Annotated in this window: 27 protein-coding genes and 1 other RNA gene; 15 read left to right on the top strand and 13 right to left on the bottom strand. The window is 59.7% G+C overall.

The features are described 5' to 3' along the window. The first annotated feature begins 23 nt into the window (after window positions 1-23). Complete coding sequence (locus tag ACA074_RS26965; RefSeq protein ID WP_401264516.1) at window positions 24-1,259, top strand: sterol desaturase family protein; 1,236 nt, start codon at window positions 24-26, stop codon at window positions 1,257-1,259. Here the strand turns inward: ACA074_RS26965 and ACA074_RS26960 are convergent. Then, window positions 1,240-1,890, bottom strand: a complete 651-nt coding sequence (locus ACA074_RS26960; RefSeq protein WP_187678225.1) for a DedA family protein — start codon at window positions 1,888-1,890, stop codon at window positions 1,240-1,242. The genes ACA074_RS26965 and ACA074_RS26960 overlap by 20 nt on opposite strands. A gap of 207 nt (window positions 1,891-2,097) precedes the next feature. Between ACA074_RS26960 and hemB the strand changes: the two genes are divergently transcribed. Both hemB and ppk1 read left to right on the top strand, forming a co-directional pair. Further along, entirely contained in the window at window positions 2,098-3,111 is a 1,014-nt protein-coding gene (gene hemB / locus ACA074_RS26955; RefSeq protein WP_497615577.1) for a porphobilinogen synthase, read from the top strand. A gap of 18 nt (window positions 3,112-3,129) precedes the next feature. Continuing rightward, entirely contained in the window at window positions 3,130-5,355 is a 2,226-nt protein-coding gene (gene ppk1 / locus ACA074_RS26950) for a polyphosphate kinase 1 (protein ID WP_497678088.1), read from the top strand. A 178-nt stretch (window positions 5,356-5,533) separates the two neighbouring features. On the opposite strand, the gene ppx is transcribed toward ppk1, so the two are convergent. From ppx to ACA074_RS26925, 5 genes are all read right to left on the bottom strand, one after another. Then, window positions 5,534-7,036: an exopolyphosphatase gene (gene ppx / locus ACA074_RS26945; protein WP_489880589.1), complete on the bottom strand. Its 1,503-nt coding sequence runs from the start codon at window positions 7,034-7,036 to the stop codon at window positions 5,534-5,536. Window positions 7,037-7,243: 207 nt separating this feature from the next. Then, a complete protein-coding gene (locus ACA074_RS26940; protein ID WP_489880590.1) occupies window positions 7,244-7,981 on the bottom strand; it encodes an amino acid ABC transporter ATP-binding protein in 738 nt (245 codons plus the stop codon). Next, window positions 7,968-8,618 (bottom strand): amino acid ABC transporter permease, encoded by a 651-nt coding sequence (locus ACA074_RS26935; RefSeq protein ID WP_187678220.1) that lies wholly within the window; start codon window positions 8,616-8,618, stop codon window positions 7,968-7,970. Before ACA074_RS26935 ends, ACA074_RS26940 begins: the two co-directional genes overlap by 14 nt. Further along, a complete protein-coding gene (locus ACA074_RS26930) occupies window positions 8,615-9,283 on the bottom strand; it encodes an amino acid ABC transporter permease (RefSeq protein WP_187678219.1) in 669 nt (222 codons plus the stop codon). The genes ACA074_RS26935 and ACA074_RS26930 overlap by 4 nt, the downstream gene beginning before the upstream one ends. 21 nt (window positions 9,284-9,304) lie before the next feature. Further along, window positions 9,305-10,090, bottom strand: coding sequence for a transporter substrate-binding domain-containing protein (locus tag ACA074_RS26925; RefSeq protein WP_083353795.1), 786 nt, complete (start codon window positions 10,088-10,090; stop codon window positions 9,305-9,307). 256 nt (window positions 10,091-10,346) lie between these two features. On the opposite strand from ACA074_RS26925, the gene ACA074_RS26920 reads away from it, so the two are divergent. The 7 genes from ACA074_RS26920 (at window position 10,347) to ACA074_RS26890 (ending at window position 18,509) form a co-directional block, all read left to right on the top strand. Beyond that, a complete protein-coding gene (locus ACA074_RS26920) occupies window positions 10,347-11,054 on the top strand; it encodes a FadR/GntR family transcriptional regulator (protein ID WP_187678217.1) in 708 nt (235 codons plus the stop codon). A gap of 120 nt (window positions 11,055-11,174) precedes the next feature. Continuing rightward, entirely contained in the window at window positions 11,175-11,504 is a 330-nt protein-coding gene (gene trxA / locus ACA074_RS26915) for a thioredoxin TrxA (RefSeq protein WP_003206727.1), read from the top strand. Between the two features lie 249 nt (window positions 11,505-11,753). After that, window positions 11,754-13,013, top strand: coding sequence for a transcription termination factor Rho (gene rho, locus ACA074_RS26910; RefSeq protein ID WP_042561678.1), 1,260 nt, complete (start codon window positions 11,754-11,756; stop codon window positions 13,011-13,013). Window positions 13,014-13,154: 141 nt separating this feature from the next. After that, window positions 13,155-15,116: an acyltransferase family protein gene (locus tag ACA074_RS26905; RefSeq protein ID WP_497678087.1), complete on the top strand. Its 1,962-nt coding sequence runs from the start codon at window positions 13,155-13,157 to the stop codon at window positions 15,114-15,116. Window positions 15,117-15,196: 80 nt separating this feature from the next. After that, window positions 15,197-16,663, top strand: a complete 1,467-nt coding sequence (gene ubiD, locus ACA074_RS26900; RefSeq protein ID WP_187678215.1) for a 4-hydroxy-3-polyprenylbenzoate decarboxylase — start codon at window positions 15,197-15,199, stop codon at window positions 16,661-16,663. After that, a complete protein-coding gene (locus ACA074_RS26895; protein WP_497678086.1) occupies window positions 16,663-17,631 on the top strand; it encodes a CDP-6-deoxy-delta-3,4-glucoseen reductase in 969 nt (322 codons plus the stop codon). Before ubiD ends, ACA074_RS26895 begins: the two co-directional genes overlap by 1 nt. Before the next feature lie 209 nt (window positions 17,632-17,840). Continuing rightward, window positions 17,841-18,509, top strand: a complete 669-nt coding sequence (locus tag ACA074_RS26890; protein WP_187678213.1) for a gamma-glutamylcyclotransferase — start codon at window positions 17,841-17,843, stop codon at window positions 18,507-18,509. On the opposite strand, the gene glpT is transcribed toward ACA074_RS26890, so the two are convergent. Next, window positions 18,485-19,834: a glycerol-3-phosphate transporter gene (glpT, locus tag ACA074_RS26885; protein WP_187678212.1), complete on the bottom strand. Its 1,350-nt coding sequence runs from the start codon at window positions 19,832-19,834 to the stop codon at window positions 18,485-18,487. The genes ACA074_RS26890 and glpT overlap by 25 nt on opposite strands. A gap of 226 nt (window positions 19,835-20,060) precedes the next feature. On the opposite strand from glpT, the gene ACA074_RS26880 reads away from it, so the two are divergent. Then, window positions 20,061-20,690: a flagellar basal body-associated protein FliL gene (locus ACA074_RS26880; RefSeq protein WP_497678085.1), complete on the top strand. Its 630-nt coding sequence runs from the start codon at window positions 20,061-20,063 to the stop codon at window positions 20,688-20,690. A 179-nt stretch (window positions 20,691-20,869) separates the two neighbouring features. Next, window positions 20,870-21,484 carry an energy transducer TonB gene (locus ACA074_RS26875; RefSeq protein ID WP_497678084.1) on the top strand — a complete coding sequence of 205 codons (615 nt, stop codon included), beginning with the start codon at window positions 20,870-20,872 and terminating at the stop codon, window positions 21,482-21,484. 72 nt (window positions 21,485-21,556) lie between these two features. Here the strand turns inward: ACA074_RS26875 and ACA074_RS26870 are convergent, their stop codons facing one another. Further along, window positions 21,557-22,534: an NADPH:quinone oxidoreductase family protein gene (locus tag ACA074_RS26870; protein ID WP_497678083.1), complete on the bottom strand. Its 978-nt coding sequence runs from the start codon at window positions 22,532-22,534 to the stop codon at window positions 21,557-21,559. A gap of 150 nt (window positions 22,535-22,684) precedes the next feature. On the opposite strand from ACA074_RS26870, the gene ACA074_RS26865 reads away from it, so the two are divergent. Then, window positions 22,685-23,092, top strand: a complete 408-nt coding sequence (locus ACA074_RS26865) for a flagellar basal body-associated protein FliL (protein WP_187678208.1) — start codon at window positions 22,685-22,687, stop codon at window positions 23,090-23,092. Window positions 23,093-23,194: 102 nt separating this feature from the next. On the opposite strand, the gene ACA074_RS26860 is transcribed toward ACA074_RS26865, so the two are convergent. After that, the gene (locus ACA074_RS26860) at window positions 23,195-23,644 is read right to left on the bottom strand and encodes an EVE domain-containing protein (protein ID WP_187678207.1); all 450 of its coding nucleotides are present in this window, start codon (window positions 23,642-23,644) and stop codon (window positions 23,195-23,197) included. 197 nt (window positions 23,645-23,841) lie between these two features. Between ACA074_RS26860 and ACA074_RS26855 the strand changes: the two genes are divergently transcribed. Further along, window positions 23,842-23,997, top strand: coding sequence for a hypothetical protein (locus ACA074_RS26855; RefSeq protein ID WP_095186895.1), 156 nt, complete (start codon window positions 23,842-23,844; stop codon window positions 23,995-23,997). Between the two features lie 35 nt (window positions 23,998-24,032). On the opposite strand, the gene ACA074_RS26850 is transcribed toward ACA074_RS26855, so the two are convergent. From ACA074_RS26850 to ACA074_RS26835, 4 genes are all read right to left on the bottom strand, one after another. Then, complete coding sequence (locus tag ACA074_RS26850) at window positions 24,033-24,638, bottom strand: 5-formyltetrahydrofolate cyclo-ligase (protein ID WP_489880597.1); 606 nt, start codon at window positions 24,636-24,638, stop codon at window positions 24,033-24,035. An 81-nt stretch (window positions 24,639-24,719) separates the two neighbouring features. Then, window positions 24,720-24,898, bottom strand: a non-coding RNA gene (gene ssrS, locus ACA074_RS26845) — 6S RNA. 30 nt (window positions 24,899-24,928) lie between these two features. Beyond that, window positions 24,929-25,246, bottom strand: a complete 318-nt coding sequence (locus tag ACA074_RS26840) for a cell division protein ZapA (RefSeq protein ID WP_007967943.1) — start codon at window positions 25,244-25,246, stop codon at window positions 24,929-24,931. Further along, complete coding sequence (locus ACA074_RS26835) at window positions 25,243-25,452, bottom strand: TIGR02449 family protein (RefSeq protein ID WP_016985919.1); 210 nt, start codon at window positions 25,450-25,452, stop codon at window positions 25,243-25,245. The genes ACA074_RS26840 and ACA074_RS26835 overlap by 4 nt, the downstream gene beginning before the upstream one ends. A 118-nt stretch (window positions 25,453-25,570) precedes the next feature. Between ACA074_RS26835 and ACA074_RS26830 the strand changes: the two genes are divergently transcribed. Further along, the gene (locus tag ACA074_RS26830) at window positions 25,571-26,131 is read left to right on the top strand and encodes a YecA/YgfB family protein (protein ID WP_187678204.1); all 561 of its coding nucleotides are present in this window, start codon (window positions 25,571-25,573) and stop codon (window positions 26,129-26,131) included. The last annotated feature ends 4 nt before the right edge of the window (window positions 26,132-26,135 follow it).

Raw genomic sequence — 26,135 nt, 5'->3', positions numbered from 1 at the left:
ATGGAATTGGCTCGGAACACGTCATGAACTTCATTCTGTATGCGGTGCCGTTTTTCTTCGTTTTGATTGTGGTGGAGCTGATCGCCGACCGTTGGCGCGGGGTCAGCCACTATCGCCTGGCCGATGCGGTGAACAGCATCAGCACCGGTGTGCTGTCGACCACTACCGGGCTGCTGACCAAAGGCGTCGGCCTTGTGACCTATGCCTTTGCCCTGGAACATCTGGCGTTGCTCAGGCTGCCGGCGCAGAGCCTCTGGGTCTGGGTGTTCGCTTTCATCCTCTATGACTTCTGCTATTACTGGCTGCACCGCATGGGCCATGAACGCAACATCCTCTGGGCGGCGCATTCGGTGCATCACCAGAGCGAGGAGTACAACCTCTCGACGGCGTTGCGCCAGACCAGCACCGGATTTCTGCTGAGCTGGATCTTCTACCTGCCGATGGCCGTACTTGGCGTGCCGCTGCTGGTGTTCGTCAGCGTTGCGGCGCTGAATCTGCTCTATCAGTTTTGGGTGCACACCCAGCACATTCCCAAGCTTGGCTGGTTCGAATGGTTCTTCGTCACGCCATCCAATCATCGGGCTCACCATGCACAGAACGCTCTCTACATGGATCGCAACTACGGCGGGGTGTTCATTATTTGGGATCGGCTGTTTGGCTCGTTCCAGGAAGAGGACGACAACGAACCGGTGATTTTCGGCGTGACCACGCCATTGGCGAGCTGGAATCCGTTGTGGGCCAACCTGCAGTTTTATGCGCAGTTGTGGGATGACGCGCGGCGCACGGAGAGCATGTGGGACAAGCTGCGGATCTGGTTTATGCGCACCGGTTGGCGTCCGGCGGATGTGGCGGCGAAGTACCCGCTGAACAAGCCGGACCTGACCCGGTTTCGCAAATTCGACATACCGCTCGAGAGCCGCCAGCAGTGGTACGTGGCGGCGCAATTCTGCGTCTATATCGCGCTGGGCAGTTACCTGATGAATCTGGAAACCACTCTGCCGAGCGCCGCGCTGGTGCTCGGTTGGGGGGCGGTGGCGTTCGGTCTGTTTGCGTTGGGCGTGGCCCTGGAGAATCGCCCGTGGGCGCTGAAGGTCGAGCTGTTGCGGTTGGCGTCGAATCTGCCGCTGGTGTGGCTGGCGCCGCTGGTCGGGCTATGGCCGGCCAGCCCGGTGGCCTGGGCTGGCTTGCTCGGTTACAGCCTGCTCAGTGGCATCGGGCTGTATGGCGTTCGCCAGCGAATTACTCGTTTGGCGTCTTAGGGTCGGCGACTTTGGCCTGCTCGATCTGATGCAACTGCGCGGCTTTCGCTGCCTGCTCGTCGGCGTAAACCTGCTTCGCCAAACGGGCATTCTTGAAGCGGCGGCGCAGCCACAGGCCAACACCCAGCACCAGCAACGCGCCGAGTACCCACAGCTCGTATTTCTTGATGCTGCCGAGCATGCCTTCGAGCACAGCGCCGAAATGGTAAGCGGCAGCGGCCAGCGCGGTGGCCCAGATCGCTGCGCCAATGCCGTTCAGAAGCAGGTAACGTCCCGGCGGATAACCCGACAAGCCGATCGCCACGGGCATCACCGTGCGCAACCCATAAACGAAGCGGAAACTCAGAACCCAGATGTCCGGATGCTTACGGATGTGCTCCAGTGCCCGGTCGCCCATCAATTGCCAGCGCGGTTTGCGTGCAAGCAATTTGCGCCCGTGCTTGCGCCCCAGGAAGTACCACAACTGATCACCGGCATAACTGCCGAAGAACGCCACGACCACGACCAGGTTGATATCCATGTATCCGCGAAACGCGAGGAAACCCGCGAGCACCAGGATGGTTTCGCCTTCGAAGAACGTGCCGAGAAAAAGGGCAAAGTAGCCGAAGTCATGCAGAAATTGTTGGAGCATTGTCTGGGTGCTGGCGAAATGAACGCGCAGCCTAACCCTTCGAACACATTCAGGAAAGTGTCCAAATGTGTCTCGACGTGAACATTTCCTACACAGACAATGGAATGCGGCTACATGTCACGGGGTGCGCACAACTGTAATCTGTTCGTCATAATGGCCGTCTATAACTGTCACGCTCGCCCGTTTGCGCGGGCTCAGGAGTCTGCCGTGAGCTTTACCCCTGCCAACCGTTTGTTCCCCGCCACCCGCCTGCGTCGCAATCGCCGTGATGATTTTTCGCGTCGGCTGGTGCGGGAAAATGTACTGACGGTCGACGACCTGATCCTGCCCGTCTTCGTGCTCGACGGTGAAAACCGCCGCGAAGCCGTGGCCTCGATGCCGGGTGTAGAGCGCTTGACCATCGATTTGCTGCTTGAAGAAGCCGCCAAGTGGGTCGAACTGGGGATTCCGGCGCTGGCATTGTTCCCGGTCACGCCTGCAGAACTCAAATCCCTCGACGCCGCCGAAGCCTGGAATCCCGAAGGCATCGCCCAGCGCGCCACTCGCGCCCTGCGTGATCGCTTCCCGGAACTGGGCGTGATCACCGACGTCGCGCTCGACCCGTTCACCACCCACGGTCAGGACGGCATTCTCGACGAAGCAGGCTACGTACAGAACGACATCACCGTCGATGCGCTCGTGCGCCAGGCGCTGTCCCACGCCGAGGCCGGCGCTCAGGTCGTTGCTCCGTCGGACATGATGGACGGGCGCATTCAGGCGATCCGCGAAGCGCTGGAAATCGCCGGCCACGTCAACGTGCGGATCATGGCCTACTCGGCCAAGTACGCCAGCGCCTATTACGGGCCTTTCCGCGATGCCGTGGGTTCGGCCTCGAACCTTGGCAAGGCGAACAAGGCTTCTTATCAGATGGACCCGGCCAACAGCGACGAAGCGCTGCACGAAGTCGGCGCGGACTTGTCTGAAGGCGCGGACATGGTCATGGTCAAGCCGGGCATGCCGTACCTGGACATTCTTTTCCGGGTAAAAGATGCCTTCAAGGTGCCGACCTTCGTCTATCAGGTTAGCGGCGAATACGCCATGCACATGGCGGCGATCCAGAATGGCTGGTTGAGCGAGGCGGTGATTCTCGAATCACTGACCGCCTTTAAACGTGCCGGTGCTGATGGCATCCTGACTTATTTTGCTGTCCGCGCCGCTCAATTGTTACGAGAGCAGAAATAGCCCTCCCAGGAACATTCAATGAATACCGAAGGACTCACTGAAGTTGCAGTAAAAGAAGCTCAGCCGGTGGTGGAACAAATCACCGAAACCCCGCCGGAGCTGGAGCCAGCGCCACCCGCGCCGGTCACCGAACCCGCTGCGGCGGTGCCGGCGATTGCGATCCCAGGCCTGGATGACAGCAGCCTGTATATCCACCGTGAGCTCTCGCAACTGCAGTTCAACATCCGCGTGCTGGAACAGGCGCTGGACGAGTCCTATCCGTTGCTGGAGCGGCTGAAGTTCCTGCTGATCTTCTCCAGCAACCTCGACGAATTCTTCGAAATCCGCGTTGCCGGCCTGAAAAAACAGATCACCTTTGCCCGTGAACAGGCCGGTGCCGATGGCCTGCAACCGCATCAAGCACTGGCGCGGATCAGCGAACTGGTGCACGGTCACGTTGATCGCCAGTACGCGATCCTCAACGACATCCTGCTGCCAGAGCTGGAAAAGCATCAGGTGCGCTTCATCCGTCGCCGCAACTGGACGACCAAGCTCAAGACCTGGGTTCGTCGTTATTTCCGCGACGAGATCGCGCCGATCATCACCCCGATCGGCCTCGACCCGACGCACCCGTTCCCGTTGCTGGTGAACAAGAGCCTGAACTTCATCGTTGAGCTTGAAGGTATCGACGCCTTCGGTCGCGACTCCGGTCTGGCGATCATCCCGGCGCCGCGCCTGCTGCCGCGCATCATCAAGGTGCCGGAAGAAGTCGGCGGCGCTGGCGACAACTATGTGTTCCTGTCGTCGATGATCCACGCCCACGCCGATGACCTGTTCCAGGGCATGAAGGTCAAGGGCTGCTACCAGTTCCGTTTGACCCGAAACGCCGACCTGGCGCTCGATTCCGAAGACGTCGAAGACTTGGCCCGCGCTCTGCGTGGCGAGTTGTTCTCGCGTCGCTACGGCGATGCGGTGCGTCTGGAAGTCGCCGACACCTGCCCGAAACATCTGTCGGACTATCTGCTAAAGCAGTTCAACCTGAGCGAGACCGAGCTGTATCAGGTCAACGGCCCGGTCAACCTGACGCGACTGTTCAGCATCACCGGCCTGGACAGCCATCCGGAGCTGCAATACACGCCGTTCACCCCGCAGATCCCGAAACTGCTGCAAAACAGCGAGAACATTTTCAGCGTGGTGAGCAAGCAGGATATTTTGCTGCTGCACCCGTTCGAGTCGTTCACCCCGGTGGTCGATCTGCTGCGTCAAGCCGCGAAAGATCCGCATGTTCTGGCCGTGCGCCAGACGCTGTATCGCTCCGGCGCCAACTCGGAAATCGTCGATGCGCTGGTGGATGCCGCGCGTAACGGCAAGGAAGTGACGGCGGTCATCGAGCTGCGGGCGCGCTTCGACGAAGAGTCCAACCTGCAACTGGCCAGCCGTCTGCAAGCGGCCGGGGCAGTGGTGATCTACGGCGTGGTCGGCTTTAAGACCCACGCCAAGATGATGCTTATTCTGCGTCGCGAACAGGGCGAGATCGTGCGTTACGCGCACCTCGGCACCGGTAACTACCACGCCGGCAACGCCAAGCTCTATACCGACTACAGCCTGCTGACCTCCGACGACGCCTTGTGCGAAGACGTCGGAAAACTGTTCAGCCAGTTGATCGGCATGGGTAAAACCCTGCGCATGAAGAAGCTGCTGCATGCGCCGTTCACTTTGAAGAAGGGCATGCTCGACATGATTGCCCGCGAGACCCAGTTCGCCGTCGAAGGCAAACCGGCGCACATCATCGCCAAGTTCAACTCGCTGACCGATCCGAAGATTATCCGCGCGCTGTACAAGGCCAGCCAGTCGGGCGTGCGTATCGATCTGGTGGTGCGTGGCATGTGCTGCCTGCGACCGGGCATTGCCGGGGTTTCGCACAACATTCATGTGCGCTCGATCATTGGTCGCTTCCTGGAACACACCCGAGTGTTCTACTTCCTCAACGGCGGCGAGGAGCAGATGTTCCTCTCCAGCGCCGACTGGATGGAGCGCAACCTCGACAAGCGCGTCGAGACTTGCTTCCCGGTGGAAGGCAAGAAGCTGCTGACCCGGGTGAAGAAAGAGCTGGAGCTGTACCTGTCCGACAACACCCACAGCTGGAGCCTGCAATCGGATGGCCGTTACATCCGCAACACGCCAACCGGCAACCAGAACCCGCGCAGTGCGCAGGCGACGCTGCTGGAGCGGTTGGGTAGTCCGATTTTGCCGGTGAGTAGCTGACCTTCAGCCCAATAAAAAAGGCGATCCCATGGGATCGCCTTTTTTGTACCTGCATGCAGTCATTCGTGGTGAGGGGATTTATCCCCGATGGGGCGCGAAGCGGCCCCGGTCTTTTTCGCCAAGAATGCTGGGACTGCTCCGAAGCCCATCGGGGATAAATCCCCTCGCCACAGGGTGATCAGTGGACGGTGAGGGCGATGCCAACCCGCGTCAGCCAATCGGCTTCGAGGCCGAAATCCGCTTGAGTCAGCTGATTCTCATCCAGCCAATTCTCCGGGAACTCCACGTCAAGGTTGTCGCCCTTGGCATGTAGCACCACCTGTGGCATTGCCTGAGTACCACGGATGTGGTGGAAAAGAATCGCAAAACGCAGCAGCACGCACAGACGGATCAGCTTGTCGCCGTCTTCGCCAAAATCGGCGAATTTGTCCTTGGGAATATTGCGACGATGGCCGCGCACCAGCAGGGCGAGCATTTGCTGGTCTTCGCGGGAGAAACCGGCCAGGTCCGAGTGCTCGATCAGGTAGGCGCCGTGCTTGTGGTAGTGATAGTGGGCGATGTCGAGGCCGACTTCGTGCACTTTCGCCGCCCAGCCCAGCAGTTCGCGCCAGATACCGTCATCCAGTTCCCAGTCCACGGCCACCTGATCGAAGGCGTGCAGGGCTTTGCGTTCAACCCGCGCCGCTTGTTCCAGGTCGACGTGGTAGCGCTCCATCAGCGAGGTCAGGGTGCGTTCGCGCACGTCTTCGTGGTGATGGCGACCCAGCAGGTCGTAGAGCACGCCTTCTCGCAGCGCGCCTTCGCAGTGATCCATGCGTTGCAGTTCGAGCGCGTCGAAAATCGCTTCGAGAATCGCCAGGCCGGCCGGGAAGATTGCCCGGCGGTCAGGTTTGATGCCGTCGAAATCGATCTTGTCGACGTCGCCGAGCTTGAACAGTCGACGCTTGAGCCACGCAAGGCCTTCAGCATTCACTTCCCCTGTGCCATGCCCGCCGGCCTTCAGCGCCAGACCGATGGCGCGGATGGTGCCCGAGGAGCCGATGGCTTCATCCCAGGTCAGGCGATGCAGGGCGTGTTCGATGCTCATGATCTCCAGTCGCGCCGCCGTATATGCCTGGGCGTAGCGGGCCGGGGTGATCTTGCCGTCCTTGAAGTAGCGCTGGGTGAAGCTGACGCAGCCCATTTGCAGGCTTTCGCGCAGCAGTGGTTCGAAGCGCTGGCCGATGATGAACTCGGTACTGCCGCCGCCGATGTCGGCGACCAGACGTTTGCCCGGGGTGTCGGCGAGGGTATGCGACACGCCCAGATAAATCAGGCGCGCTTCTTCACGGCCGGAGATGACTTCCACCGGATGGCCGAGGATTTCTTCGGCGCGGTGAATGAATTCGAGGCGGTTGCGCGCTTCGCGCAGGGCGTTGGTGCCGACGATGCGCACGGCGCCCAGCGGCATACCGTTGATCAGTTGGGCAAAACGCTTGAGGCAATCGAGGCCACGTTGCATCGATTCTTCGTTGAGCTTGCGCTCATCGTCGATGCCGGCGGCCAGTTGAACCTTCTCGCCGAGGCGCTCGAGAATACGGATCTCGCCGTTCTGGGCCTTGGCCACGACCATGTGAAAGCTGTTCGAGCCCAGGTCGATTGCGGCGATCAGGGACAGATTCTTGGCTTGGGATTGCGGCATGGTCAGGGGGTCTCGGTCGATAACCCCGACATCGTGCCACGATCAAACGCTGGCGCCAACGCGCAGAGCTCAAAGCCTTGATCCAGAGCACCGGGGCGGATGATCGTTCCAACGCTCTGCGTGGGAATGCCTCAAGGGACGCTTCGCGTTCCAATGGGACGCCGAGCGACCCGGGCTGCATTCCCACGCGGAGCGTGGGAATGATCGTTAACCGGCGGCTTCAACGGTCCCAATAAAATTCGCCAGCTCCGCCGTCTGCGGATTGGCAAACAACACCTTCGGGTCCCCCACCTCATGCACCTTGCCGTGATGCATGAACACCAACTTATCCCCCACCTCGCGGGCAAAACGCATTTCGTGGGTGACCATGATCAGCGTCATGCCCTCCCTGGCCAATTGACGAACCACGCTGAGAACCTCGTTGACCAGCTCCGGGTCCAGCGCCGAGGTGATCTCGTCGCACAGCAGCACTTTCGGTGACATCGCCAAAGCCCGGGCAATCGCCACCCGTTGCTGCTGCCCACCGGACAGCCGATCCGGAAAGGCATCAAACTTTTCCCCCAGACCCACACGCTCAAGCATCTTGCGCGCCAGCTCCGCCGCCTTGGCCTTCGGCACTTTCTGCACCACTTGCGGGGCGAGCATCACGTTCTCGCCGACCGTCAGGTGCGGGAACAGGTTGAACTGCTGGAACACCATGCCGACCTTCTGCCGCAAGCTGCGCAAGTCGGCGCGTGCGGCGTCGAGATATTCGCCGTCGACTTCGATCACCCCGTCGTTGATCGACTCCAGACCATTGAGGGTACGCAGCAGAGTGGACTTGCCCGAGCCGCTGCGGCCGATAATCGCCACCACCTGGCCTTCCTCGACGCTGAGGTCGATGCCTTTGAGTACGTGGTGATCGCCGTAGTATTTATGCAGGGCGGAAATTCTAAGCAGAGGCATGCAGTCTCCTTTCCAGGTAGCGCGCACTGAGGGACAAGGGGTAGCAGAGCAGGAAGTAGCCGAGGGCGACGAGGCCATAGACCATGAACGGTTCAAACGTGGCGTTGGCGAGCATGCCGCCGGTCTTGGTCAGCTCGGTGAAGCCGATGATCGAGGTCACAGCGGTGCCTTTGACCACTTGCACCGAGAAACCCACGGTCGGCGCCACGGCGATGCGCAGGGCCTGTGGCAGGATCACGTAGCGCAATTGCTCCAGCGGATTGAGCGCCAGACTCGACGAAGCTTCCCACTGACCGTTGGGAATCGCCTCGACGCAGCCGCGCCAGATCTCTGCCAGATAAGCGCTGGTAAACAACGTCAGCGCAATCGCTGCCGCCATCCACGGCGAGATTTCGATCCCGGCCAGCGCCACGCCGAAGAACACCAGAAACAGTTGCATCAGCAGCGGCGTGCCCTGGAACAGCTCGATCCAGGTGCGCGCGATGCTGCTCGGCAGGGCGTTTTTCGAGATGCGCATGATCAGGATCAGCAGCCCGACCAGCCCACCGCCGATAAACGCCACCAGCGACAATGCAAGTGTCCATTGCAGGCCGATCAGCAGGTTGCGCAGGATGTCCCAGAACGTGAAGTCGCTCATTGGCTGCTCCTGGAGATGTAGCGGCGACCGAGCCAGTTGAGCAGTTGGCGGATCAGCAGCGCCATGCACAGGTAGATCAGTGTGGTCAGCGCGTAGGTTTCAAAGGCGCGGAAGTTGCGCGACTGAATGAAGTTGGCAGCAAAGCTCAACTCTTCGGTGGCGATCTGCGAGCACACCGCCGAGCCGAGCATGACGATGATGATCTGGCTGCTCAGGGCCGGCCAGACCTTGCCCAGCGCCGGCAGCAGCACCACGTGGCGGAACGCCTCGAAGCGACTCATTGCCAGCGCTGCTGCGGCTTCCAGTTGTCCTTTGGGAATCGCCTGGATGCCGGCGCGGATGATCTCGGTCGAATACGCGCCGAGGTTGATCACCATCGCCAGCACCGCCGCCTGCCACTCGGAAATCTGCACGCCGAGCGACGGCAGACCGAAGAAGATAAAGAACAGTTGCACCAGAAACGGCGTGTTGCGGATCAACTCGACGTAGACGCCGAAGATCGCCGAGAACGGGCGAATGTTCCACGCCCGCACCAGCGCCCCGACGATGCCCACGCCCACCCCGAGCACCGCACCGATGGCCGTCAGCTCAAGGGTGAACAGCGCCCCGCGCAACAGCAGGTCGGTGTTCTGCACCACCGGCATGAAATCGAACTGATAAGCCATGAAGGTCTCCCGCGCAGTCGATCAGAGATCGGCCGGCAGCGGCTCTTTCAGCCAGGTCTGTGAGTTCTTTTCCAGCGCGCCGTCAGCCTTGGCGGTGGTCAGGATGTCGTTGACCTTGGCCAGCAGCGCCGCTTCGTTCTTGTTCACGCCGACATAGACCGGCGAGTCCTTGAGCTTCACTTTCAGGGCCGGCACACGCTTCGGGTTCTTCTCGCTGATCGCAACCATGACCACGTTGCCGCTGGCGATCAGATCGACTTGGCCGGCGAGGTAGGCGGCGATGGTCGAGTTGTTGTCTTCGAAGCGCTTGATGGTCACGCCTTCGGGGGCGACTTTGCTCAATTCGATGTCTTCGATGGCGCCACGGGTGACGCTGATGGTTTTACCCTTGAGGTCGTCGAGGCTGGTGATCGCAGCGTCTGGTGGGCCGAACACGGCGAGGTAGAACGGTGCGTAGGCGCGGGAGAAATCGATGACTTTCTCGCGCTCAGGGTTCTTGCCGAGGCTGGAAATCACCAGGTCGACCTTGCCGGTGGTCAGAAACGGAATACGGTTGGTGCTGTTGACCGGGGTCAGTTCGAGTTTGACCTTCAATTGATCGGCCAACAGTTTTGCCGTGTCGATGTCCAGGCCGCGGGGTTTCATGTCCGGGCCGACCGAACCGAACGGCGGGAAGTCCTGAGGCACGGCGACTTTCAGCGTGCCACGTTTGACCACGTCGTCCAGACCGTCGGCGTGGGCGGGGGCTTGGCACAACAGCAGGCCGGCAAACAGGGAAGCGAGGAGGGCGCTGTAACGCTGGGTCATGGACAATCTCCGGATCGGCGGGAAGTGATTTCTGCGATCGGACAGAGCATGGGCCGTGCCAATACGTGGGTTTTGCCTCGGCAGGCCGCGGTTTCAGCGGTTTTGCTCGGTCTTACTGGTCTGAACAGTCAGGTTGTTTTTCGCACTGCGATGGCGCATCGGCCGAAATCGCCGAACCCCGCTGGGGCACGACTTGCCGGACTCGGCGAATAGCTTTACAACTAGCCGCACATTGGCCTGGCGCGTCTGAAAAACCATGAACTCGATCTCCCGCGCGGTACCCGAAGTGGCACTGCAAGCGATCCGCAAACTGATCACCGAACAAGGTTTCGGCGCGGGCGATGCCTTGCCGTCGCAACGGGATCTGGCGTTGCAGTTGGGCGTCAGTCGGGCCTCGCTGCGTGAAGCGTTGTCGTCGTTGAGTGCGCTCGGCGTGGTGAGCATTCAGCCGGGCAAGGGTGTTTTCGTGCAGTCGCCGGTGGAATTGTCGCGCGGTGAGAGCGCGCCGGGCTGGTCGTTCGCAGCGCAGGCGTCGCCGCTGGATATCTTTCAATTGCGCTATGCGCTGGAGGGCTTTGCGGCGGGGCTGGCGGCGGTAACGTTGAGCACGTTCGATCTGGATGCGCTGGAAGACAACGTCGCGGCCATGCGCGAGCAACTGAAGGTCGGCGACTTCGAGGCGGCGGCGAAGCTGGATTTCGAATTCCACCGGCGAATCCTGCTGGCCAGCGGCAATCAGGCGATGCTCAGCATCCTTACCGCCAGCGCGGAAATCTTTCTGGAAAGCCAGAAACTACCGTTCATCCGCGCCGAGCGCGCCATGGAAACCTGGCAGGAACACCGCAAAATCCTTCGTGCTTTGGCCCGCCGAGCCTCCGGTGCCGCGCAAAAAGCCATGCAGGAACACGTGCGCAACGCTGCGTTGCGCACCGGAATCGCCTTCATCGCCCCCGCCACGGCGTGACTTGAGCTATACCCAAACTCATAGGGCACCATAGCAAGACTCAATCATCTGCGGCTTCCTGAACGGGGGAAGGGCGGATATGATGGGCCACGTTTTTTTGCTTACAACCTGGAGAATTCCATGAGCAGCGATCTTATCAAACACGTTAGCGACGCTAGTTTCGAAGCCGACGTACTCAAGGCCGAAGGCGCTGTACTGGTCGACTACTGGGCTGAATGGTGCGGCCCTTGCAAAATGATCGCTCCGGTTCTGGACGAGATTGCCGAGACTTACAAAGGCAAGCTGACCGTTGCCAAACTGAACATCGACGAGAACCAGGAAACCCCGGCCAAGCACGGCGTGCGTGGTATCCCTACTCTGATGCTGTTCAAGAACGGCAACGTTGAAGCGACCAAAGTCGGCGCCCTGTCGAAGTCGCAACTGGCTGCTTTCCTCGACGCCAACATCTAAGCGTCGCTGCAAAGTGCCTGAAAAAAAGCCCCGCAAATTGCGGGGCTTTTTGCGTAATCAGGGCTAGACGCTCCGAAACTCAGGTGGTACATTCGGCCCCGCACTGGTTTCTCCATTGCCCCCTGCTAGCCGTCGCCGACGCACTCCTTTTCGAATAAGTACGCGATCCTGTCGCCTTCTCTGCGGCGCGGCCTCATTAAGCCAAAAGCTTAATTTCCCCCCCTCCATAAATGATTACGTCATTCCTATATGAATCTGACTGAACTCAAGCAAAAGCCGATTACCGAACTGCTCGAATTGGCCGAACAGATGGGCATAGAAAATATGGCCCGTTCGCGCAAGCAGGACGTGATTTTCTCCCTGCTGAAAAAGCACGCTAAAAGCGGCGAGGAAATCTCCGGTGATGGCGTGCTGGAGATTCTCCAGGACGGCTTCGGCTTCCTGCGCTCCGCTGACGCTTCCTACCTGGCCGGCCCGGACGATATCTACGTCTCGCCAAGCCAGATCCGCCGTTTCAACTTGCGCACCGGTGACACCATCGTTGGCAAGATTCGCCCTCCGAAGGAAGGCGAGCGGTATTTCGCCCTGCTCAAGGTCGACACGATCAACTTCGATCGTCCCGAGAACGCGAAAAACAAGATTCTCTTCGAGAACCTGACCCCGCTGTTCCCGACCGTGCGCATGAAGATGGAAGCCGGCAACGGTTCCACCGAAGACTTGACCGGTCGTGTGATCGACCTGTGCGCCCCGATCGGCAAAGGCCAGCGTGGTCTGATCGTTGCACCGCCGAAAGCCGGTAAAACGATCATGCTGCAGAACATCGCAGCGAACATCGCCCGTAACAATCCTGAAGTTCACCTGATCGTTCTGCTGATCGACGAACGTCCGGAAGAAGTGACCGAAATGCAGCGCACCGTGCGCGGCGAAGTGGTTGCCTCGACCTTCGACGAGCCGCCGACCCGTCACGTACAGGTTGCCGAAATGGTGATCGAGAAGGCCAAACGCCTGGTCGAACACAAGAAAGACGTGGTGATCCTGCTCGACTCCATCACTCGTCTGGCCCGTGCCTACAACACTGTGATCCCGAGCTCCGGCAAGGTACTGACCGGTGGTGTCGATGCTCACGCCCTGGAGAAACCAAAGCGTTTCTTCGGCGCTGCGCGCAACATCGAAGAAGGCGGCTCGCTGACCATCATCGCCACGGCGCTGGTTGAAACCGGCTCGAAGATGGACGAAGTGATCTACGAAGAGTTCAAGGGTACCGGCAACATGGAGCTGCCTCTGGATCGCAAGATCGCCGAGAAGCGTGTGTTCCCTGCGATCAACATCAACCGTTCCGGCACCCGCCGCGAAGAGTTGCTGACCGCCGATGACGAACTGCAGCGCATGTGGATCCTGCGCAAGCTGCTGCACCCGATGGACGAAGTGGCGGCCATCGAGTTCCTGATCGACAAGCTGAAGACGACCAAGACCAACGATGAGTTCTTCTTGTCGATGAAGCGCAAGTAATACGAAAGCTGTTTAAAAAGAGCGCTCCCGAAAGGGGGCGTTTTTTTTTGCGCCGGATTATTTGTATCTGGCTTGAAATGGACGCTGCTGATAACTTTCGCGCTTTCAGGGACTTTGTATCCAAAAGAAGAAAGGTTTTTCATGCATACGTTTGGCAATCGCCGTGATATCGACGGATTACGGGCATTGGCGGTTATTCCCGTCGTACTGTTTCATTTCGGCTTCAATACATTCAGTGGCGGTTTTGTCGGGGTTGACGTCTTTTTCGTCATTTCCGGCTTCCTGATCACCACTATCCTGTTCCGTGAAATCAGTGCGCAGCGTTTCAGCTTCCTTGATTTTTGGGGGCGCCGCGCCCGTCGCATCCTGCCCGCCTTGACCGTGGTGGTCGTGGTAACGCTGGCGCTGGGTTGGCTGTTGCTGACGGCCAAAGACCTTTCCGAGCTGGGGCGCACGATTCGTTACCAGTCGTTGTTCATCTCCAACATCCTGTTCATGCGTGAAGATGGCTACTTTGCGCCGGCGTCCGAGCTCAAACCGCTGCTGCATACTTGGTCGCTGGCGGTGGAAGAGCAGTACTACATCTTCTTCCCGCTGATGATGGTGTTGCTGATGCGCTATGTCCGGCATTGGCGCTGGATGTTGTTCGCCGTGCTGCTGGTGTCGTTCGGCCTGAACATCGTCTACATCGAGCGTCGGCCCGAGTTTGCGTTTTTCTCATTGCCTACCCGCGCCTGGGAGTTGCTGTGCGGCGCCATGCTGGCGGTGGTGCCTGCGCCGAAGCAGGCACCACGCGCATGGCTTCGGCAGTCTGTCGGCCTAGCCGGATTGGCTGCGGTGCTGGTGGCGATCTTCACCTTTGACCGTTCCACGGTGTTTCCGGGCTGGGCAGCATTACTGCCGGTATTGGGCACGACGGCGCTGATCTGGTCGGGCGCGCAGGGCGCGACATGGACTAGCCGGCTGTTGAGTATGCAAGTCCTGGTGTGGATCGGCCTGCTGTCCTATTCGCTTTATCTCTGGCATTGGCCGGTCTATGTGTATGCCAATGCGATCTCGATCGACGGCATCCAGCCGCTTGAGGCGCTGGGCTGGATGGCCCTGGCGCTGGGCCTGGCCTGGTTGAGCCTGCGCTATATCGAGCTTCCGTTTCGTGAAAAGCGTGTGTTTGCCAGCCGTAACTCGGTATTGGTCGGTGGTTTGGTGTCGATCACCGTTCTGGCGATCACCGGTTCGGCGATTCGCTCGGCAGACGGTGTTCCACAGCGTCTGAGCGGCAAGGCGCTGGAGTACGCTCAGTCCCGGGAGTGGAACGCCGGGCAATCGAAATGCATGCACTTGAGCACAGACAAGGCGCTGACCAAGTCATGTCTGGTGGGCGGCGATCCGGAGAGTGGGGCGACAAAGTTGTTCTGGGGCGACAGCCACGCCGCCGCATTGTTGCCGGCCATCGAAGGCAACACCGGTCGTAATGTCCAGCCGGCGTGGTTGTACAGCCTGACGGGTTGCCCGCCGATTATCGATGACAAGCTGCGCCAGCAGTGCAAAGACTTCAATAAGCGCAACATGGAGCGCGTCATCAGTCTGGGGATCAAGGACGTGGTGCTGGCAGCGAACTGGAGCCTGTACGTTTATGGTCGTGAAGACGGCGACGGCGACCTGCAGTTCCTGCTTGATCGCAAAGACAATCCACGCCAGGCAGAGCAGCGCATGGCCGCCGCCATCAAGGCGCAAGTGGCTGAGCTGCGTGAAGCCGGTGTGCAAGTCTGGCTGTTCAAGGAAGTGCCGCTGCAACACAAGAGCTTCATCGACCGTCTGACCAGCCTGGCGCGCATCGGCCGTTCGGCAGAAGGTCTCGGTCGCCCGCTCAACGAACACCTGGCTCGCCAGCAGTTTTTCACTTCGCTGTTTGGCTCGATGAGCGCCGCCGATCCCGGCATTCATGTCATCGATCCGACGCCGCTGATGTGCAAGGACGGCTTGTGCCCCATCGATGTCGACGGCCACTCACAGTACAAGGATGCGGATCATCTTTCGGACGTGGGCAGCGCCCGACTGAGCCCGTTGTTTGCGCCGTTGCTGTTGGGTGCTAGTCAAAATTGAGCGATGCCAGGCTCTGACGGGCTGCTGTTTGCCCTTCAGAGCAGGTAGGATGTACGCCTATTTTGAGGGTGTCATCGTCAATGAAATTCAAGGATCTTCGGGATTTCGTGCAGCAGCTTGAGCAGCGCGGAGAGTTGAAACGCATCCAGATTCCCGTCTCGCCGGTGCTGGAGATGACTGAGGTGTGCGACCGCACGCTGCGGGCCAAAGGCCCGGCGCTGCTGTTCGAGAAGCCGACGGGCTACGACATCCCGGTGCTCGGCAACCTGTTCGGCACCCCCGAGCGGGTGGCCATGGGCATGGGCGCCGAGTCGGTCAGCGAACTGCGCGAAATTGGCAAGCTGCTGGCCTTCCTCAAGGAGCCGGAGCCGCCGAAGGGCTTGAAAGACGCGTGGTCGAAACTGCCGATCTTCCGCAAGATCATCTCGATGGCGCCGAAAGTCGTCAAAGACGCGGTGTGCCAGGAAGTGGTCATCGAAGGCGACGACGTCGATCTGGCCATGCTGCCGGTGCAGACCTGCTGGCCCGGCGACGTCGGCCCGCTGATCACCTGGGGCCTGACCGTCACCAAAGGTCCGAACAAAGAGCGGCAGAACCTCGGCATTTACCGTCAGCAAGTGATCGGCCGCAACAAGGTGATCATGCGCTGGCTCAGCCATCGTGGCGGCGCGCTGGATTACCGCGAGTGGTGCGAGAAGCACCCGGGCCAGCCGTTCCCGGTGTCCGTGGCCCTTGGCGCCGATCCGGCGACCATCCTTGGCGCTGTGACGCCAGTGCCGGACAGCCTTTCTGAATACGCTTTCGCCGGTCTCTTGCGCGGCAACCGCACCGAACTGGTCAAGTGCCGTGGCAATGACCTGCAAGTGCCGGCCACTGCCGAGATTATCCTCGAAGGCGTGATCCACCCGGGCGAAATGGCCGATGAAGGCCCTTACGGCGATCACACCGGTTACTACAACGAAGTTGACAGCTTCCCGGTGTTCACCGTCGAGCGCATTACCCACCGGATCAAGCCGATCTACCACAGCACCTACACCGGCCGTCCGCCGGATGAGCCGGCGATATTGGGCGTGGCGCTGAACGAAGTGTTCGTGCCGATTCTGCAGAAGCAGTTCCCGGAAATCACCGACTTCTACCTGCCGCCGGAAGGCTGCTCGTATCGCATGGCCATCGTGACCATGAAAAAGTCTTATCCGGGGCATGCGAAGCGCGTGATGCTGGGTGTGTGGTCGTTTTTGCGACAGTTCATGTACACCAAGTTCGTTATTGTCTGTGACGACGATATCAACGCACGGGACTGGAACGATGTGATCTGGGCCATCACCACGCGCATGGACCCCAAGCGCGACACGGTGATGATCGATAACACGCCGATCGACTACCTCGACTTCGCCTCGCCGATTTCCGGCCTGGGTTCGAAAATGGGCCTGGATGCCACCCACAAGTGGCCGGGCGAAACCACTCGCGAGTGGGGCCGCGTGATCGTCAAGGACGACGCCGTCACCCAACGGATCGATGCCATCTGGAATCAGTTAGGAATAGATTGATGCGTGTAACCCTGCAGCCCTCCGGAGCGGTGCTTGAGATACAGCCCGGTGAGCGAATTCTCGATGGTGCACGGCGCCTGGGCTACGACTGCCCGCAAAGCTGTCGCAACGGCAATTGCCACGTGTGTGCGGCGCTGCTGGTGGAAGGCCGGGTCGAACAGGCTGGCAAGGTGCATGACCATGGCGAGTTCTACACTTGCATAGCCGAGCCGCTGGAAGACTGCATCCTGCTGTGGGATGGCGTGCTCGCTTTGGGAGAACTGCCGGTGCACAGCCTGTCGTGTCAGGTCATCGAATGCCGGGACGTGGGTGGCGACACCTGGCGTGTGCGCCTGCGAGCCCCGGCCGGTAAACCTCCGCGCTATCACGCCGGGCAGTATTTGATGATCGAGCGCGAGAGCGGCGAGAAGTCGGCGTTCTCCATGGCCTCGGCCCCGCACGGTGGACGTGACCTGGAAATCCACGTGCTGGCGCGCGAAGCCAGTGCGCTGAGCCTGATCGAGCAGCTGCAACGCAACGCGATGGTGCGCGTCGAGCTGCCGTTCGGCGATACCCACCTTGCCGAATTGCCCGACGGGCCACTGGTGCTGATTGCCGCCGGCACCGGCATGGGCCAGATTCACAGCCTGATCGAGCACTGCCGCGCTGCGGGCTTCAAACACCCGGTGCATCTGTATTGGGGTGTGCGCCGTCCGGAAGACTTCTATGACATAGAACATTGGGACGAGTGGCTGAAGCTACCCAATCTGTTCCTGCACAAAGTCGTCAGCGACCAATGCGGCTGGGAAGGGCGTTGCGGGATGCTGCACGAGGCGGTCTGCGAAGACTTCCCGGATCTCAAGCCTCTGCACGTCTACGCCAGCGGCTCGCCGGCCATGGTCTACGGCACGCTGGACGCGCTGGTGGAAGCGGGGATGGATGCTCATCAAATGCTCGCCGACGTGTTCGCCTACGCACCTCGCTCTTGAGCCGCGTGGCTGATTCTTTATAACTCCCTATATAGCCGATCGGTATTTATGCAATGGCGTAAATATCGGTAGGTTATATATCCATCAGGCAATTAATTAAGAACTGTGCCATGGCACTTAAATTGCCTTAAAACATATGTGCCTTATTGTTACAGCGGTGCGTTCTATTAAGTAATTCTTTACCCGCGGGGAGCTGAACGCTATTCGCCATGAGCGCCATTGAAAACGCTTTTCTGAATTTGAATTACCCTCCGCGGCTCGATCTTGGGCCGCAGCTGACGCACGAACAACTTCTCGCCTCGATGCAATCGACAATGGCGCGCCATAAGGGCGGGCCGGTGTGGCTGTTCGCCTACGGTTCGCTGATCTGGCGCCCGGAGTGCTCAGCGGTGGAGCGAGTACGTGGACGCGTGCATGGCTACCATCGCGGTTTGTACCTGTGGTCGCACGAGCACCGGGGTACGCCGGAAATGCCGGGGCTGGTGTTTGGTCTGGATCGTGGCGGTTCGTGCAGCGGCTTCGCCTACCGGTTGCCGGAAGACAATCTCGATAGCGCGCTGTATGCCCTGTGGAAACGCGAGATGCCGGTGCCGTCGTATCGGCCGCACTGGCTCAACTGCCGGCTCGAAGATGGCACTCAGGTGCAGGCGTTGGGATTTGTTTTGGAGCGACACCTGCCCAGCTATGCCGGCAACTTGCCGGATCATGTGCTGAGCCAGGTGTTCGAAAGCGCGAGAGGGCGTTACGGCACCACTCGCGATTATGTCGAGCAGACCGCCCACGCCCTGCGCAGCCACGCCATGCCAGACCGGAATCTGGAGGCGCGGCTCAAGCGCTGTCAGTCACAAGCCGATCAGGCGACGGCTTCGCGGCTCTGACTGGCGACTTGCTTGTGCCATAGCGTCGGGGCAAGGAAGGCCATCGCCAACAGGCAAGCGCCTACCAGCAGGACGAAACCGCCGTCCCAGCCGAAATGGTCGACGGTGTAGCCCATGGCTGCACTGGCCGCCACCGAACCACCTAAGTAACCAAACAAACCGGTGAAGCCCGCAGCGGTGCCGGCGGCTTTTTTCGGTGCCAGTTCCAGCGCTTGCAGGCCGATCAGCATCACCGGGCCGTAGATCAGGAAGCCGATCGAGAACAGCGCGATCATGTCGACGGTCGGGTTGCCGGCCGGGTTCAGCCAGTAAACCAGCGTCGCGACAGTCACCAGCGCCATGAACACCATGCCGGTCAGGCCACGGTTGCCACGGAAGATCTTGTCCGACATCCAGCCGCACAGCAGCGTGCCCGGAATACCTGCCCACTCGTAGAAGAAATAGGCCCACGAGGTTTTATCCACGGTGAAACCCTTGGCTTCCTTGAGGTAGGTCGGCGCCCAGTCCAGCACGCCGTAGCGCAGCAGGTAGACGAAGACGTTGGCCATGGCGATGTACCAGAGCATTTTGTTGCGCAGCACGTATTTGACGAAGATTTCCTTGGCGCTGAATTCGTCTTCGTGGCTGGCGTCGTAGCCTTCCGGATAGTCGTTTTTGTACTTCTCGATCGGCGGCAGGCCGACCGATTGCGGGGTGTCGCGCATGGTGATGAAGGCAAACACCGCCACGCCCAGCGCCACGGCTGCCGGTACGTAGAATGCCGCGTGCCAGTCGTTGAACAGGCCCATGCCGAGCAAAAACAGCGGGCCGATCAGGCCGCCGCCGACGTTATGCGCCACGTTCCACACCGAGACCACGCCGCCACGTTCCTTCTGCGACCACCAGTGCACCATGGTGCGTCCGCTCGGCGGCCAGCCCATGCCTTGGGCCCAGCCGTTGATGAACAGCAGGATGAACATCATGGTCACGCTGGACGTCGCCCAAGGCGCGAAACCGAAAACGAACATCACCCCGGCCGATACCAACAGGCCGAACGGCAGGAAGTAACGCGGGTTGGAACGGTCGGAGACCAGGCCCATGAGGAATTTCGACAAGCCATACGCGATGGCAATGGCCGACATCGCCAGCCCCAGATCACCGCGGCTGTAGCCTTCGTCGATCAGGTACGGCATGGCCAGGGAGAAGTTTTTGCGCAGCAGGTAATAACCCGCGTAGCCAATGAAAATGCCGGCGAAGATCTGCCAACGCAGGCGTCGGTACGTGCTGTCTATTTTTTCTTCAGGCAATGGAGCCTGATGTGCGGCAGGACGAAAGAAAGCAAACATTCAAGAGCTCCAGATTTCTTGTTTTGACTGCGGATGCGAATGTTACAGTTTCGTTACCGAAAATAGCACCGGTTCGCATCGACCAAACAGCGGAAAATGTTGGAACTCGCATGTTCCTTTACGAACCTGTCGCTCAGCTGTAAGAACAGGGCGTTTTTGAAGCGGTCGACGATGGCTGTCATAGACTCGTGATCAGTCACTCCGACTGAGTCAACCGAGATAAATAATGGACTTGAAGGTTCGCATGTTGCTGCCGCGATTGTTGGTGGCAGTAGCCCTTACCGTTTCTGTTCTGGCATTGAGTTTCGCGCAAGGTTCTGCTGCACCGGGGCTGCGCAATGTCACGGTGCTGATCGTCCGGCATGCGGAAAAACCCGATGTCGGCAGGGAGCTCAATGCCCGCGGTGAACAGCGCGCCGCCGCCTATTCCGACTACTTCAATCCGCTGAAACTGGCTGGCGAGGCACTCACGCCCCAGCGCCTCATTGCTACCGCCGACAGCCCGGAAAGCATCCGCCCTCGTCAGACGCTGATCCCTCTGTCACAACGTCTGCAATTGCCGATCGAACAGCCATTTGCCAATAGCAAGGTCGATAAGCTGGTGAGTCTGTTGCGCGAGAGCAATCAGGCCAAGACAGTGCTGATTGCCTGGCACCATGGGCACATCAACAAACTCATCGCAGCTTTCGGCGGTGATGGCCCGGCACTGATCGGCCAAGCGAAATGGCCAGTGGATACCTATGACTGGCTCATCGTGCTGCGTTTCGATGACAAGGGACAACTGATGCAGTCCCGCAGTCAGAAGATTCAGGAACACCTGCTGCCGGGGGATGTTGGCTCCACCAGCGGAGGCTAAATGTCCGTCAGAAAAATTACCTGCTAACGGCCGCGAGGCGTTTTTACCCGTTTTACCGTATGGGTTTAGGAAATGTCCTGCGCATAAAGGCGAAGCAGCGCCATTCAGTTAAAAACCATTGCTCCGTAACCTTTGAGCTGTTGCCTGGAAGGGCATTTCAGTAGTGAAGGGGCGGGATCATGCGATGGATTTTTGCTTTGTGTTTGTTGGTGGTTGCCGGTTTTGCGCAGGCTTCAGAGGTGTTGTTGATACCCGAAAACAATCCCGTACCGATTTATCCAAAAGCGCTGTCTAGGGCGGGTGTTACGGGTGAGGTGAAGGTCCGTTTCAACGTCAGGGCGGATGGCTCGGTCAACGAGATCGCCATTGTGCAAAGTGATCACCCCGATATGGCCGAAGCGGTCAGGGTCGCGGTAGCACAGTGGCGTTTCAAGCCTTGGGCGGTTGATGCGGGCAAGCCCGCTGAAAAGACACTCCTCGCACCGATGGTTTTCCGGCTTGATCTGGACCAGCCGATTCATGTCAACCAGCAGCTGAAGGCGCTGAGATGCCGTGCGATTAACGAAAACCTTGCAAACATTGACGAGTATTCGTGGATCGATTCGCCGGTGTTTGCGCAGACTCGCGCTTATCTTTCGAATGTATTCCACAAGAAACAACTACCGGATGAGCAGCGTCTGGCGATGATCGCCAAGATGAACAAGCGCGTGCCCGCGATTGTGCGGGGCTGTCGGGACAGCCCGACACGTAAATACATGAGCCTGTTGCCGGTAGAAATTCGGGAGTTGCTTTGATCTCGGGTCTGCGCATCTAAAGAGAGGCCAGAACTACCGCGCGGACAGTTCTGGCTTTTTTAAAAAGAAAACTCAGCGCACCTGCACCACGACCTTGCCCACAGCTTTGCGCTGTCCAAGATCATTGATCGCCTGCGCCGCATTACTCAGCGGGTACACCTGCGACACCAGCGGTTTCAGCTTGCCTTCGGCGAACCAGCCGAACAGCTGCTGGAAGTTGGCCGCGTTGTCCTGCGGCTGACGCTGGGCGAACGAGCCCCAGAACACGCCGACCACCGCTGCGCCCTTGAGCAGGGCGAGGTTGACCGGCAGTTCGGGAATGCGCCCGCTGGCGAAACCGACCACCAGCAGTCGGCCGTTCCAGGCGATGGCACGGACGGCCTGGTCAAACAGGTCGCCACCAACCGGGTCATAGATCACATCGGCTCCCTGGCCATCGGTGAGGCGTTTGATTTCGTCCTTGAGATTGGTTTCGCTGTAGTTGATCAGCTCATCGGCGCCGGCGGCCATGGCCACGGCGAGTTTTTCCGCGCTGCTGGCGGCGGCGATGACCCGCGCGCCCATGGCTTTGCCGATTTCCACCGCCGCCAGGCCGACGCCGCCGGAAGCACCGAGCACCAGCAGGGTTTCGCCCGGTTGCAGGTTGCCGCGCTGCTTGAGCGCATGCATCGAGGTGCCGTAGGTCATGCTGAAAGCGGCGGCGGTGTTGAAGTCCATCGATGGCGGAATCGGCAGCACGTTGTAGCCGGGCACCGCGACTTGTTCGGCGAAGCTGCCCCAACCGGTCAGGGCCATGACCCGGTCGCCGACTTTCAGATGGCTGACCTTTTCACCCACAGCGCTGACCACACCGGCCGCTTCACCACCCGGAGAAAACGGGAAGGGCGGCTTGAACTGGTATTTGCCCTCGATGATCAGCGTGTCCGGGAAGTTGACCCCGGCGGCGTGCACGTCCAGCAGGATTTCGTTCTTCTTGGCGACAGGACTGGCGACGTCTTCCAGCACCAGCGATTCGGCAGGGCCGAAGGCTTTGCACAGCACGGCTTTCATCAGGGCTATTCCTTTGGGAGTGATGGCCGATAAGTGTAGGTGTGTCAGTCAACGGGTCAACGAGCATGCCCGGCCCTGATAGTCAGCCATAAGCTTGTGCTTGCGCGGCGGGTCGTTATGCTAGGCCGCAAACCGGATAAGGAGCGAATTGTGAAAGCGTGGATCATGTTGTTGCTGGCCCTGTCTCTGCCTGTGGCAGCGCAGGCCGAAGAAGCCAAAGAAGGCGAGGCGCCGAAGGTCAACTACATCACCCTGAGCCCGCCGTTCGTGGGCAATTACGGGTTGGACGGCACGCCGAAACTGAAGGTCTACAAGGCCGACGTGGCGCTGCGCGTGACTGGCGAAGAGGCGACCAAACTGGTCAAGGCCAACGAGCCGCTGATCCGCAATCAGCTGGTGGCGCTGTTCACCCAGCAGAGCACCGAGGCGATGGGCAGCATCGAGGGCAAGGAAAAGCTGCGTCAGGAAGCGCTGAAGCAGACTCAGCAAGTGATGAATGACGAGACCGGCAAACCGGTGGTCGAGGATCTGTTGTTCAACAACCTGATCATTCAGTAATACAAATTCTGAAAGTCAAAAGATCGCAGCCTTCGTCAGCGCCTACATTGGAATGCGTTCCCCTGTAGGCGCTGACGAAGGCTGCGATCTTTTTTGTGGCCGTTACCGCAATCCCAGCACCGCCGCCCACTGCTCCGCCGTCACCGGCATCACCGACAGCCGCGAACCCTTCTGCACCAGCGGCATTTGCGCCAACGCCGTCTGCTGCTTCAGGTAATCGAGCTTCAATACCCGCCCAAACGTCTCGACATGCGCCACATCGATCGCACTCCAGGCGTTTTTCTCGGGGGTAGCCTTCGGGTCGAAGTAGTGGCTTTCCGGTTCCAGTGCGGTGGGATCCGGGTACGCCGCTTCGATTATTTTTCCAATCCCGGCAATCCCCGGCTCCGGGCAGCTGGAATGATAGAAAAAGAACTCATCGCCAACCGCCATCGTCCGCAGGAAATTGCGCGCCTGATAGTTGCGAACCCCGTCCCAGCGCGCTTTACCGAGTTTTTCCAAACCTTTGATCGAGAGTTCGTCCGGCTCGGATTTCATCAGCCAATAGGCCATGGTTTTTGCTCCTGAAGCGTTCTTTGGGCAAGTTGTCGGGCAATTTTATGACAAACCGACAGTCGGTTGACTTCAGCGTTTGCGCGCAGGTTCACGTTGTCGCAAAATGCCGGCCTTTAAAGCTTGACGCTGCTGCACGGCCTACGAACGGAAACCGCTGCTGTCATCGTGATGATGTGCCTTGAGGGGGGCAATCGATGAAACGCAAACCGGATTTGCTATGGACTTTGGTTATTTTGTTCGGCTTGGGCGTCGTGACCACCGGTTATGCGCAGAGCCTGTGGTCCAACAAGACCGACGCGCCGATTGAAGTGGCGCAACAGGTTCAACAGTCGACAGCCTTCAAGCGCTGAAACTGCTCTCCCGACGCCGCTGTACCCTGCGGCGTCTATTCCGCGAAATACCACGCCTTGTCAGTGACCGTGCCTTGTAACGGCACATCCCAGCTCGCCTGCGCCAGTCGTTCGACCTTCTGACATTCATGGGCCAGGCCCAATAGCGTCGGCTTGCGCCAGTTCTTGCGCCGCGCCAGATACGCCAGGCTACGATCATAGAAACCGCCGCCCATCCCCAGCCGTCCGCCGACGTCGTCAAATCCCACCAGCGGCAACAACACCAGATCCAGCGTCCAGATCTTGCGCTGGCGAGCCAGATTGGCGCGCGGCTCGAGAATGCGGAAACGGTTGGGTTTGAGTTTTTCGCCTGGATGGATGCGCTGAAAGACCATTTTGGTTCGCGGCCAGGCGCTGAGCACCGGCAGATACGTGGCCTTGCCCCGACGCTGCGCTTCACGCAGCAGCAAGCGCGGATCGATTTCACCGTCGGTAGGCAGGTACAGGGAGATATGTTTGGCCCGACGAAAGTGCGGGTCTTGCGCCAATTGCCGAAACAGCCCTTTGGCGGCCTGACGTTGTTCACCGGGAGTCAGTGAGCGGCGCGCCTTGCGCAGCAGGCGGCGGAGTTGCGGGCGGGGCAGCAGCGAGGGTTCGGTCATGGTTCGGCTTCGGCAGGGTGGGTGCAAAAACGTACGCATAAAAAATCCGATGTCGGCATTCACCGACATCGGATTCGAATCAGGCTCCCCGGATGAACCGCTGTCAACTTAGCCCTTGAACCCGAAAGTTCAAGGTGGAAGATGCAGTAGACTTTAAGGCTTTCCGTCTGGCGGACATGCACACCAGCCCAACGTGCAACTTCCAGGGTAGTGCGAATCGGCTCAGGGACATCGTCAACTGGCAAGCACCCCAGGGAGTGCCGCGAGTATACCTCAAGCGGTCTGGCGAATCAGCCCTTGCTGATGTCCGGATCGTCGGCGAGGACCAGATCGACACGATCAAGCAAGTCGCGCACCTGTTCACGGGTCGAGCCGCTGGCCTGGATGTCCGGACGCTCTTCTTTGTGCAAGAGGTCATGGGTAATGTTCAGTGCGGCCATCACGGCGATGCGGTCGGCACCGATGACTTTGCCGCTGCTGCGGATCTCGCGCATCTTGCCGTCCAGGTAGCGCGCGGCACTGACCAGGTTGCTGCGCTCTTCCTGCGGGCAGATGATCGAATATTCTTTGTCGAGGATCTGCACGGTAACGCTATTGCTTGAACTCATGAGTCTTGCTCCAGGGCCTTGAGGCGCGAAATCATCGATTCGACCTTACGCCGGGCGATTTCGTTTTTTTCAATGAGGTGAGCGCGTTCCTCGCGCCAGGTCTTTTCCTGAGCTAGTAAGAGTGCGTTTTGACTCTTTAGTTGCTCGACTCGGCCAATCAGCAGCTCGAGTCTGGCCATCAGCGCTTGCAGGTCGTTGTCTTCCATTGGGTTCACTGTCTGATGGGTTAGCTGGCGGACAGCCTTTAATAGTCTTGGCGAGTCTGTCGATGTAGGATACAAGGCCTTCATTCTAGACATAGCGCCGTCTGGCGCCTAGCTGCCCATGACCATTGCGAATTCCCCGTACCAAGCCTTTGCCACCCTGCTGACCTCCAGCGGCCACAACGTCTCGCCTGCCGAACTGCATGGCCAGTTGCTCGGACGCAGTTGCGCCGGTGCCGGCTTCGATAACGAAGGCTGGCTGATCGACGCCGCTGAACTGCTCGAAGGCGACATTCAGGACAACGTCCGCAACGCCCTGATCGGCCTGCAAGAGATGGTCAAAGGCGAGCTGACCGGCGACGACGTCACTGTCGTCCTGCTGCTGCCAACCGATGACGCGCCTCTCGCTGACCGCGCCGCCGCACTGGGCGAATGGTGCCAGGGCTTCCTCAGCGGGTTCGGCCTGAACTGCCGCGACAGCAGCATGCTCAGCACCGAAGCTACCGAAGTGCTGCAGGATCTGGCAGCAATTTCCCAAGTGCAAGACGCCCTGGAAGAATCCGAAGACGGCGAAACCGACTACATGGAAGTCATGGAGTACCTGCGCGTTGCGCCGTTGCTGCTGTTTTCGGAAACCAAAAAAGCCGACGTGCCGCCAGCCGCCAAGCCGTCGCTGCATTAATCGC

It is taken from the genome of Pseudomonas sp. LBUM1655 (genome assembly GCF_059716085.1).
The sequence above is the reverse complement of the archived record's forward strand: the minus strand, read 5'-3'. Positions and strand labels throughout refer to the sequence as shown.

What these genes read in the sequence shown, in the direction of transcription:
- ACA074_RS26940 (WP_489880590.1), bottom strand. Translation starts at nt 7,981, where the DNA reads ATGCCTCTGCTTAGAATTTCCGCCCTGCATAAATACTACGGCGATCAC.
- ACA074_RS26880 (WP_497678085.1), top strand. Translation starts at nt 20,061, where the DNA reads ATGGACTTGAAGGTTCGCATGTTGCTGCCGCGATTGTTGGTGGCAGTA.
- ACA074_RS26860 (WP_187678207.1), bottom strand. Translation starts at nt 23,644, where the DNA reads ATGGCCTATTGGCTGATGAAATCCGAGCCGGACGAACTCTCGATCAAA.
- ACA074_RS26925 (WP_083353795.1), bottom strand. Translation starts at nt 10,090, where the DNA reads ATGACCCAGCGTTACAGCGCCCTCCTCGCTTCCCTGTTTGCCGGCCTG.
- ACA074_RS26920 (WP_187678217.1), top strand. Translation starts at nt 10,347, where the DNA reads ATGAACTCGATCTCCCGCGCGGTACCCGAAGTGGCACTGCAAGCGATC.
- ACA074_RS26875 (WP_497678084.1), top strand. Translation starts at nt 20,870, where the DNA reads ATGCGATGGATTTTTGCTTTGTGTTTGTTGGTGGTTGCCGGTTTTGCG.
- ACA074_RS26850 (WP_489880597.1), bottom strand. Translation starts at nt 24,638, where the DNA reads ATGACCGAACCCTCGCTGCTGCCCCGCCCGCAACTCCGCCGCCTGCTG.
- trxA (WP_003206727.1), top strand. Translation starts at nt 11,175, where the DNA reads ATGAGCAGCGATCTTATCAAACACGTTAGCGACGCTAGTTTCGAAGCC.
- ACA074_RS26840 (WP_007967943.1), bottom strand. Translation starts at nt 25,246, where the DNA reads ATGAGTTCAAGCAATAGCGTTACCGTGCAGATCCTCGACAAAGAATAT.
- glpT (WP_187678212.1), bottom strand. Translation starts at nt 19,834, where the DNA reads ATGTTTGCTTTCTTTCGTCCTGCCGCACATCAGGCTCCATTGCCTGAA.
- ACA074_RS26830 (WP_187678204.1), top strand. Translation starts at nt 25,571, where the DNA reads ATGACCATTGCGAATTCCCCGTACCAAGCCTTTGCCACCCTGCTGACC.
- ACA074_RS26960 (WP_187678225.1), bottom strand. Translation starts at nt 1,890, where the DNA reads ATGCTCCAACAATTTCTGCATGACTTCGGCTACTTTGCCCTTTTTCTC.
- ACA074_RS26930 (WP_187678219.1), bottom strand. Translation starts at nt 9,283, where the DNA reads ATGGCTTATCAGTTCGATTTCATGCCGGTGGTGCAGAACACCGACCTG.
- ACA074_RS26935 (WP_187678220.1), bottom strand. Translation starts at nt 8,618, where the DNA reads ATGAGCGACTTCACGTTCTGGGACATCCTGCGCAACCTGCTGATCGGC.
- ACA074_RS26835 (WP_016985919.1), bottom strand. Translation starts at nt 25,452, where the DNA reads ATGGAAGACAACGACCTGCAAGCGCTGATGGCCAGACTCGAGCTGCTG.
- ACA074_RS26895 (WP_497678086.1), top strand. Translation starts at nt 16,663, where the DNA reads ATGCGTGTAACCCTGCAGCCCTCCGGAGCGGTGCTTGAGATACAGCCC.
- ACA074_RS26870 (WP_497678083.1), bottom strand. Translation starts at nt 22,534, where the DNA reads ATGAAAGCCGTGCTGTGCAAAGCCTTCGGCCCTGCCGAATCGCTGGTG.
- ppx (WP_489880589.1), bottom strand. Translation starts at nt 7,036, where the DNA reads ATGCCGCAATCCCAAGCCAAGAATCTGTCCCTGATCGCCGCAATCGAC.
- ACA074_RS26890 (WP_187678213.1), top strand. Translation starts at nt 17,841, where the DNA reads ATGAGCGCCATTGAAAACGCTTTTCTGAATTTGAATTACCCTCCGCGG.
- ubiD (WP_187678215.1), top strand. Translation starts at nt 15,197, where the DNA reads ATGAAATTCAAGGATCTTCGGGATTTCGTGCAGCAGCTTGAGCAGCGC.
- ppk1 (WP_497678088.1), top strand. Translation starts at nt 3,130, where the DNA reads ATGAATACCGAAGGACTCACTGAAGTTGCAGTAAAAGAAGCTCAGCCG.
- ACA074_RS26965 (WP_401264516.1), top strand. Translation starts at nt 24, where the DNA reads ATGAACTTCATTCTGTATGCGGTGCCGTTTTTCTTCGTTTTGATTGTG.
- ACA074_RS26855 (WP_095186895.1), top strand. Translation starts at nt 23,842, where the DNA reads ATGAAACGCAAACCGGATTTGCTATGGACTTTGGTTATTTTGTTCGGC.
- rho (WP_042561678.1), top strand. Translation starts at nt 11,754, where the DNA reads ATGAATCTGACTGAACTCAAGCAAAAGCCGATTACCGAACTGCTCGAA.
- ACA074_RS26905 (WP_497678087.1), top strand. Translation starts at nt 13,155, where the DNA reads ATGCATACGTTTGGCAATCGCCGTGATATCGACGGATTACGGGCATTG.